This is a genomic window from Spirulina sp. CCY15215 (assembly GCF_016888125.1).
In the GTDB taxonomy this organism is placed as follows: Bacteria; Cyanobacteriota; Cyanobacteriia; order Cyanobacteriales; family Spirulinaceae; genus CCY15215.
Genome location: NZ_JACSWA010000239.1, coordinates 1 through 8,119, shown reverse-complemented (window position 1 = coordinate 8,119; position 8,119 = coordinate 1). Strand labels below are relative to the sequence as shown.

General features: G+C 38.8%; 7 protein-coding genes. 4 read left to right on the top strand and 3 right to left on the bottom strand.

From position 1 onward, the window contains the following. Nucleotides 1-85 precede the first annotated feature (85 nt). A complete protein-coding gene (locus tag JUI58_RS01775; protein ID WP_204102026.1) occupies nt 86-472 on the bottom strand; it encodes a Uma2 family endonuclease in 387 nt (128 codons plus the stop codon). Between the two features lie 152 nt (nt 473-624). On the opposite strand from JUI58_RS01775, the gene JUI58_RS01770 reads away from it, so the two are divergent. Further along, complete coding sequence (locus JUI58_RS01770; RefSeq protein WP_204102025.1) at nt 625-933, top strand: DUF3082 domain-containing protein; 309 nt, start codon at nt 625-627, stop codon at nt 931-933. A gap of 21 nt (nt 934-954) precedes the next feature. Beyond that, nucleotides 955-3,180, top strand: coding sequence for a dynamin family protein (locus JUI58_RS01765; protein ID WP_204102024.1), 2,226 nt, complete (start codon nt 955-957; stop codon nt 3,178-3,180). Nucleotides 3,181-3,323: 143 nt separating this feature from the next. Here the strand turns inward: JUI58_RS01765 and JUI58_RS01760 are convergent, their stop codons facing one another. After that, the gene (locus JUI58_RS01760) at nt 3,324-4,040 is read right to left on the bottom strand and encodes an FkbM family methyltransferase (RefSeq protein ID WP_204102023.1); all 717 of its coding nucleotides are present in this window, start codon (nt 4,038-4,040) and stop codon (nt 3,324-3,326) included. 209 nt (nt 4,041-4,249) lie between these two features. Here JUI58_RS01760 and JUI58_RS01755 point away from each other — a divergent pair, with 209 nt between their 5' ends. Then, complete coding sequence (locus JUI58_RS01755) at nt 4,250-6,505, top strand: cellulose synthase catalytic subunit (protein ID WP_204102022.1); 2,256 nt, start codon at nt 4,250-4,252, stop codon at nt 6,503-6,505. On the opposite strand, the gene JUI58_RS01750 is transcribed toward JUI58_RS01755, so the two are convergent. Then, nucleotides 6,506-7,297 carry a potassium channel family protein gene (locus JUI58_RS01750; protein ID WP_204102021.1) on the bottom strand — a complete coding sequence of 264 codons (792 nt, stop codon included), beginning with the start codon at nt 7,295-7,297 and terminating at the stop codon, nt 6,506-6,508. 309 nt (nt 7,298-7,606) lie between these two features. On the opposite strand from JUI58_RS01750, the gene JUI58_RS01745 reads away from it, so the two are divergent. Continuing rightward, on the top strand, nt 7,607-8,119 hold a 513-nt coding region (locus JUI58_RS01745), incomplete at its 3' end, for a Uma2 family endonuclease (RefSeq protein ID WP_204102020.1).

Genomic DNA, 8,119 nt, shown 5'->3' with positions numbered 1-8,119 from the left:
AAGTATTGTAACGCAAGACGGGTTAAAACCCGTTGCGTTCGATGTCCATTGATTAAAATCAATGGCTAACCCTCACTCTCTAGCTTTAGGTTTTGACCTCGCGATCGAAGCGTACCGTACTATCCGACACCTCTATAACTAATAACGCATCCTGCGATCGCGGTTGAAGCGTCTCGTAAAAATCAGCGCGAGGCTTTAATAAAACCAGATCGGGTTCCGGTAGAGAGTTTTCGCTAATTTCCAGGGAATTTTGCGGCCAAACCACTGCGCGATCGCCCAACCTTTCCACAAAGAAGCGAGTTAACCGCGCTACACAGGCTTGATGTTTGGTTCCCATCGCTGCCATTTGTACAATTTCCCCTGCAATTAACTGCACGCGATCGCCTTCTTTTAAAATGCCCGTCTCCCACATTTGCCGATAATTCGTTGTATTGAAACGATAGTGAGGAATTTCGACAACTGAAGCAATCATCTTCTTTTTTCCTTCGTTAGACTGACGCAACTAGGGAGCGAGACGCTCCCACTCCCGTATTCTATCGTTATGGTAGTGCGGGCATCTTGCCAGCTAGTGGGTAAATGCGTAAGTCCTATTAAAATGTAAAAATAGTTTATTCTTCACTCTCCATGAGCGATTCTTCCCCAACATCCGATCGCAAACCCGTAACGCCCTTACAATGCTTAATCGGGTCTTCTATTGCCGCAGGTTTTGCCACCCTCTTGTATTTACTGACTACCTCAATTACCGGCACCTTAGCCCATACCCCTCTACCTTCCACCACCGCAGCTTCCTTGAGGATTGCCATCGCCGTGCGAACTTTGGTCGCAGGACTTGCTACATTAGCAACAGCAGTATTTGCGATCGCGGCGATCGGGTTAATTGCTCTCGGTATCCAAATCGCCTTGAGTAAAAAAGAACAGAATAATTGCCTCTAACCCATTACCCATTACCCATTCATGTCTTCTCAACGGTTTCAAGAAATTTACGAAAGCATTCACGATACGGGATCGAGACTCATCCAATACTTGCACGAATTGCGAGAGGAGGAACTCGCCCGAGGTGATGATGCGGAAACCTTACAGGCGATCGAAGGGGAGGCACGTAAAGCATTAGCGGCATTGAAGGAACAAAGGTATCAAGTTGCTGTTATTGCAGCCATGAAAGCGGGAAAAAGTACCTTTCTCAATGCTCTAATTGGGGCGGATGTGTTAGCCAGCGAAACTGAATCTTGTACGGTGTGTCGTACCGATGTTCTGCCATTGGCAGCAGGAGAAGTGCCTCGACTGCTTGAATATCGAGAAAAACACAAACAGCCGGTACTTTTGGCCGAAGGAGATGCCCGTACTATTCGCCAGAATTTTCTCGAACGCACTCACTTAATTCGGGCAACGGCTAATCGCGATCGCGTTCAACGTTTTGAGTTAGAATATCCCATCGATGCGATCGGGAATTTTTCAGCCCTGACGGGATTTACCCTGGTTGATACGCCAGGTCCCAATGAGTGGAAAGATGGGGCATTTGATAGCATTATTCTCAAACAAACCGCCCTTGAAGTCCTGCGTAATTGCGATGTTATTCTTTTTATTCTCGATTACTCTTCCTTTAAAGATAACACAAATTCAGAACTTTTACAAGACTTAATCGAACAACGCAGCGATTTTTTAAAACGCAATCGCGGGGCAATTTATTTTATTCTCAATAAAATCGATCGCAAGACGGAAGAAGATAGACCAATTCAGCACGTTATTGACGATCTCAAGCGCACTTTAAAAGATTTTGGTATTCCCGAACCAATTGTATATCCCGCCAGTGCATGGCAAGGACTTCTTGCTAAGATGATTCAGAGAGGACTTGCAACAGATGTTCATTTACGGAACTTTAAACGCTTTTTTGGGGGACGTTATGCAAGGGAAACTCCCGATGGCGATATGATTGTTCCTTCTCCACAAAAAGTTGCTTCTCAAGCCTTAAAAGATAGTCTCATTCCTGCGATCGAACAAGCGGTTGTGCGAGAAGTTGTTAATAATGCGGGCTGGAATTTATTAAGAGATGTGATTGCTAAACTTAATAAAACTGGAACAGGAGTTGAAGATGTTATTAATACGCGCATTAGTGGCTGGAAAATTGAAATTAAGCCCCTGCGCCAAAAGATGGAAGAATATAAACGCTTGGCTAAAAATGCGATCGTACAAATTCGCGGTGTCAAGAAACTGGTTGAACAACAAGAAAAGCAATTAATCGAACAGTTTAAATGGGAGATCAATGATTTTGCCGAACGTGCTAAGTTAACTATTCAACAAGAGTTTGAGATTTTTGTTCATTATCGCTTTTCAGATTATACCGTTGCGACAGAACCACCAGGGGACGAGTTAGAAATTGAAGAAGAAGAACCTGAAAAAAGTTCCCGTTTTCCCGTCCCAAAACGATTAGCAGAATCTTTAAAAAAAGTCATTAATGAACTTTTAGGAGATGAAGAAAATCCCTATGAGATTCGTTGTGAAACAGAGGAAGAAGTCGAACAAATTAAGAAAGATATCAATCGTTTTTGTGCTATTTTAATTAAAGATTGGTGGACAAATACACAAGATAAACTGTCTCGAGATGGAACATTAATTCGACAAGAGTTAGTTGCACAAATTAGCGATAATGTACAAACCATTTCCAATGAACTCTCGAAATATTTAGGAGAAGTCTTGGATATTTCTATGAATATCAATCCCATTCAAATGCTAGTGTTTGATTTTCAAGGAATTGATACCCAAGTGCAACAACAAACCGAAAACTATACACGCTGGACAAGAGAACGAAAACAGGCATTTTGTCGAGATTACGAAGTTGATATTCAAGTAGACGATCGCCGTTCTTATTACGAGATTGATCTGCGTCAAACTATTGTCTCAATTAAGAAAGAAATTGACGGACAAACAGCCGGTAGTTTGATCGTTGTCGAACGTGCAATTAAACAACAAGTTGCGGAAGATTTTGGCCATGCGGAACAACAAATTAATGAATATATCAATCGCTTTTTAGTGGAGTTCGATCGCCTCTTGAAAGAAAGAGAAACCCGAGAAACAGAAGTTGATAAAATTTTAGAGGCTTTAGAAGCACAGAAAATAGCACTCTATCAATATACTGAAGAACTTGAAGCGATTAAGCAAACACTGGAAAAGTGGCGACCTTGAAAAGTTCATCGCAATTGTATTTTATTTAAGTAGTGAGATCTAAAAATAGTCATTGTCTAAAAGATGTGTAAAATAGATGACACTTTATTAGATTAGGATTAAAAAATAAAGCATCATCTAATTATATTTTAAAGCGATTGTAACTACAAATCAAGATTATAGGCAAAGAAATGTCCCAATCGATCAGCAAAAAGTGGATGTTTGTACGGGACAAAATCCACCCGAAAATGAAGCGAAGTCAAATAGTTTGCTAAATCACCCAAAGTATATTTGGCATATCCATCCGCTAATGCTTGGGATGGCCAAGTATCCATCAAGTGATATTCGCCAGTAATATATTGAACTTGCTTTAAACGTTTGGCAGTTAATAATATGGGGAATTCGCTACCTTCGCAATCCAACTTTAAAACACCCACGGTGCGATCGCCGATGATATCATCTAAAGCAATAGTATCAACAGCCTCTCCTGTCTTGCCAAATACAGAAGATGTACCTGTATTGATGGTTTCCGGTTCAATCGGATCGGGTCCATCGGGGTGCATCATTGCAAATTCGGTCAGGAATAAGGATGGTAGTGTGGATAGATCCGATCGCCAAACGGCCTTTTTAGTGACAGTTGCAGATGTAGCCGCTAGATTAGACTGACACAAAGCAAAATTTTCAGGAAAGGGTTCAAAAGCTAAAATACGTCGCGCACCTCGTTGCCAGCAAAGGTGGGAAAATAAACCAATATGGGCACCAATATCGATGATGAGGTCTGTGGGATTGAAGTTATCAGTAATTTGATACTCATTTTTTCCCCAAATATCCTGCTGGAAGATTCGATCGCTGGTATTGGGACGCAAAACAAAGTCAGACATAGAGGTTCAGTAGATCGCATGGAAACAATATTCTACTAAGTTTTGAGACAATTTTGTAATCTACTGAGTTTTAAAAATGCTGACAATTTTATTCTTTTGACCCTCTCAGTAAATTTTCATAGATATACTTTACACTCGGTATTGGCTGAGGTTGCAAAAACCCAATCGATTTCGAGACACAAACAAATAGTCCTCTTTTGGAAAAATCTATGTTTTCTTCTTCCCCAAAAAATGCTAGAAAAGAACATAAAAAAAAGAATAATACTAAAAATAGAAATAGTCCCCAACTAACAACACTCATTTTCTTGAGTAGTATTGCCTTTATTCTCTGCATATTAGCAGCATGGGCGCTCGATATTGCTCCCATTAGTCAATTCTTTACTAAACTTTCTACAATTGAAAATGATCTTCCTTTAGTGTTTCGATCGCTTCTATATCCTGATCGCTATGGTACACTTATAGTTATGGGATTATTGGTGGGATTATTGGCGATCGTCAAGATTTTTCCTCAACCCAATCGTCTTCTCTATATTGCCGTTGTACCGATTCTGTTAGTCTTTGCTTTACGCTATTTATTTTGGCGGTTTTTCTCAACTCTCAATCTCGAAAATCCAGTGAGTGGAACGCTTAGTTTAGCACTATTTTTACTAGAGACATTTCTTTTTATCGACTATGGATTGCAAACATTTTTAGTCCTAAGTAAACGCGATCGAAGAGAAGATGCAGATCGATTTGAACGAGAGGCGATCGAAAATAACTATCTCCCTTCTGTTGATATTTTAATTCCGACTTATAATGAACCTGAATTCGTTCTCAAACGCACGATCATTGGCTGTCAAGCGATCAATTATTCCGATAAAGAGATCTACCTTCTCGATGATAGTAAACGGGAAAATATTCGCCAACTTGCTCATCAATTAGGATGTCATTACCTGACGCGATCGGATAACAATTATGCGAAAGCTGGCAATCTCAATCACGGTTTAAGCCAGTCTCAGGGAGAATTAATTGCTGTTTTTGATGCAGATTTTGTTCCTACTCAAAACTTTTTATCCCGTACTATTGGTTTTTTTCAACGTCCCAATATTGGACTCTTGCAGACTCATCAATATTTTTATAATCACGATTTAATTCCCATAAATTTAGGAATTGAAAACGAAATAAGTTCTGAAAATGAATTTTTTGGTCGTCATTATCAAAAACTTCGTGACAGTGCTGATACTTCTCTTTGTTATGGTAGTGCATTTCTCATTCGCCGAGATATTTTAGAAGAAAGTGGTAGTTTTGTTACCAGTTCATTATCAGAAGATTATTTTACAGGAGTACGTCTTAATTCTCTCGGTTATCAAACTATTTATCTTGATGAAGAACTCAGTGCAGGTTTAGCTGCGGAGAATTTGTCTGGGTATATTTCTCAACGTCAGCGTTGGTGTCGAGGGACATTACAAGCCTTATTTATTCCCGAAAATCCTCTGACTATTGCCAATTTAACTCTGCGTCAAAGAATTCTTCACGGTGCCGGAATTTTTCAGTGGCTTTTACCGATATCAAGATTGATATTTCTGGTTTTACCAATCTCCTTTTTCTTCATCGATGCAATTCCCTTCAAGATAACTTTATTTGAATGGTTAAATTTCTTTTTACCTTTTTATCTCTCCTATTTATTAAGTTTTTCATGGCTAAATCAGCGATCGCGTGAAGCCTTAATTTCTGATATTTATGCTGTGGTTCAATGCGTTCCTTTATCAATCACTACGATACAAACTCTTCTCAATCCTTTTTCTCAAGGTTTTCAAGTGACTCCAAAAGGTATTGCAAAGGATCGCTTTCTATTTAACTGGAGTTTAGCCATTCCTTTAATCCCAATTTTTCTGATTAATCTTGCGGGTACTGGTCATATTTTCTATATCTTTTGTACTAAATTTACCGATTTTCTCAATTATTCTTCCGAAGAACGCACGTTATTTATGTTGAGTATTTTTTGGGGATTCTATAATCTGTTAATTTTAAGTATTGCTTTATTAAGTATGCTTGAATCTCCCCAAAGTAATTCTTTTCCTTGGTTTGAATTAAAGCGTTTAATTCGCTTAAAAGTCGGAGAAAGAGTTTTTTCTGGTATTACTCAGACTCTATCGGAAATCGGTGCAGAAATTGAATTGAAAGAGCCTTTTTCGATGGATATCACAGATGAAAATACTGCTGTTAGCTTGGAAATTGTAGGTGAAAATCTGGAATTATGGGGAACATTAACTCGCGATCGCAATTCTTTAAGAATTACTTTTCAAGAAATGACTTTAGAGCAAAATCGAGGTTTAATTCAACTTCTTTTTTGCCGTCCAGGTCAATGGAAGCGAACAAAATGTTCTGGAGAACTGCGCGTTTTCTGGCTATTATTAAAAAGTTTAATTAAACCTAAAATCTTGACAGGAAATCGTAAAATTTACCCCATCTCTGTAAATTCTTAGTTAATCTTTTAGAATTATAGTTCGTTTTTTTCTCTCCAGAATACGTTTTTTAATCGTCATTTCTTGCTGCGATCGCCGATGAGCAATTGTCCAAGAAAGGATTGTTGAAATTACAATTAAACTGAAAAACATAGCGATAAAAATTTCGCAAATTACCGCACATCGTGCTAATATAGAAGTGGGGTGAATATCGCCATAGCCAACTGTGGAGAAGGTGACAATCGAAAAATAAATAGATAAAAATCCAGCTTGCAAACCCGAAAAGTTATCGGGGTTTTGTCGCAGTAAATCCGTATAAAGATTGGCAAAGCCCAAAATAATGGTTAAGAAACCCAACCCCAGTAAGAATAAAACAAAGGAAAAACGATTTAAAGAGGGAATAAATTGATATTCATTAAAAATATGCTTTCCTTGCTTCAATAACTTAACTTCATCTTCTCCTGCTCCTTGAAATACTTCAAACACCAAAAGAATAATTAAACCTAAACCACTTAAAATAGTTAAAATTGAAACACAGAATTCTAAAATGAGTAAGCGATAAATTAAAACCGACTCAAAAATATTAAACACCGAATAAATGAAACAAACAAGGGCAATAACAGTAATGACTTTTCTAGCAATAATAAGCTCCAAATAATAAGGATGAGTCGCTGTTTCTAAAACCTCGATCGCTTCGGAGTCTGACTCGATAACAACATTAAACTTGTCGGTTAAAACTCGAGCAATTGCTTGTACTAATTCATCGCGATCCGAGTATTGTGGTGAGGCTATTCCATTCTGACTGTCTGACATAGATTTAAGGGTTCATCTTTGCACCCCGAGTTTAGGTTTCTTTTCCTAATTTAACTCTAAAAATTGCACCTGGTAATAATTGGGCTTGGGTAAGGGCAACGCAAATCTACGCAAAAGGCGATCGCGATCGCACTCTCTCCGTATAATCTCTATGGGTGCAGGGTTTCAGGTCTAAGCAAGACACTCCCTAAATTTTTAATTATGGTATTTATGGGGAAATGGGGGTTTTCAGAGGTGCAAGAGTCATTATTTCTTGATTTTAGTGCAAAAGTGCTACAATATTGGCGATCGCGTTAGAAAAACCGAGCAATGTTATTAGAATTGAAACGCTTTGACATTCTCCCCGGACAAAAACTCGTCCTGCGAGACGTAAATTGGCAAGAATTTGAGCAAATATTAGCAGAATTAGGCGAAAAACGAGCCTCCCGCATTGCCTATGCTAACAGAATTTTAGAAATTATGGCTCCCTTACCCGAACACGAAGCTGATAAAGGTTTTATTTCCGATTTTGTGAAAGCACTGCTGGAAGAACTTGATATTGAATGTTATCCTCTCGGTTCAACAACATTTAAAAATGAATTGATGAAACAGGGAATCGAACCCGATGACTGTTTTTATATTAAACATGAAGCAGCCGTTCGCGGCAAGAATCGCCTCGATCTCACCGTCGATCCACCTCCCGATCTGGCTCTAGAAATTGATATCACTTCTCGCACCCATCCCGCTATTTACCAAGCATTAGGTGTTCCCGAATTGTGGCGTTTTGAGAAAGGACGATTAAAAATAGCCGTTCTTCAAGGCGATCGCTACGTTGAAGTCACA

Bases quoted from the DNA above. Each gene is read 5' to 3' on its own strand.
- JUI58_RS01775 (WP_204102026.1), bottom strand. From the start codon at position 472: ATGATTGCTTCAGTTGTCGAAATTCCTCACTATCGTTTCAATACAACG.
- JUI58_RS01770 (WP_204102025.1), top strand. From the start codon at position 625: ATGAGCGATTCTTCCCCAACATCCGATCGCAAACCCGTAACGCCCTTA.
- JUI58_RS01765 (WP_204102024.1), top strand. From the start codon at position 955: ATGTCTTCTCAACGGTTTCAAGAAATTTACGAAAGCATTCACGATACG.
- JUI58_RS01760 (WP_204102023.1), bottom strand. From the start codon at position 4,040: ATGTCTGACTTTGTTTTGCGTCCCAATACCAGCGATCGAATCTTCCAG.
- JUI58_RS01755 (WP_204102022.1), top strand. From the start codon at position 4,250: ATGTTTTCTTCTTCCCCAAAAAATGCTAGAAAAGAACATAAAAAAAAG.
- JUI58_RS01750 (WP_204102021.1), bottom strand. From the start codon at position 7,297: ATGTCAGACAGTCAGAATGGAATAGCCTCACCACAATACTCGGATCGC.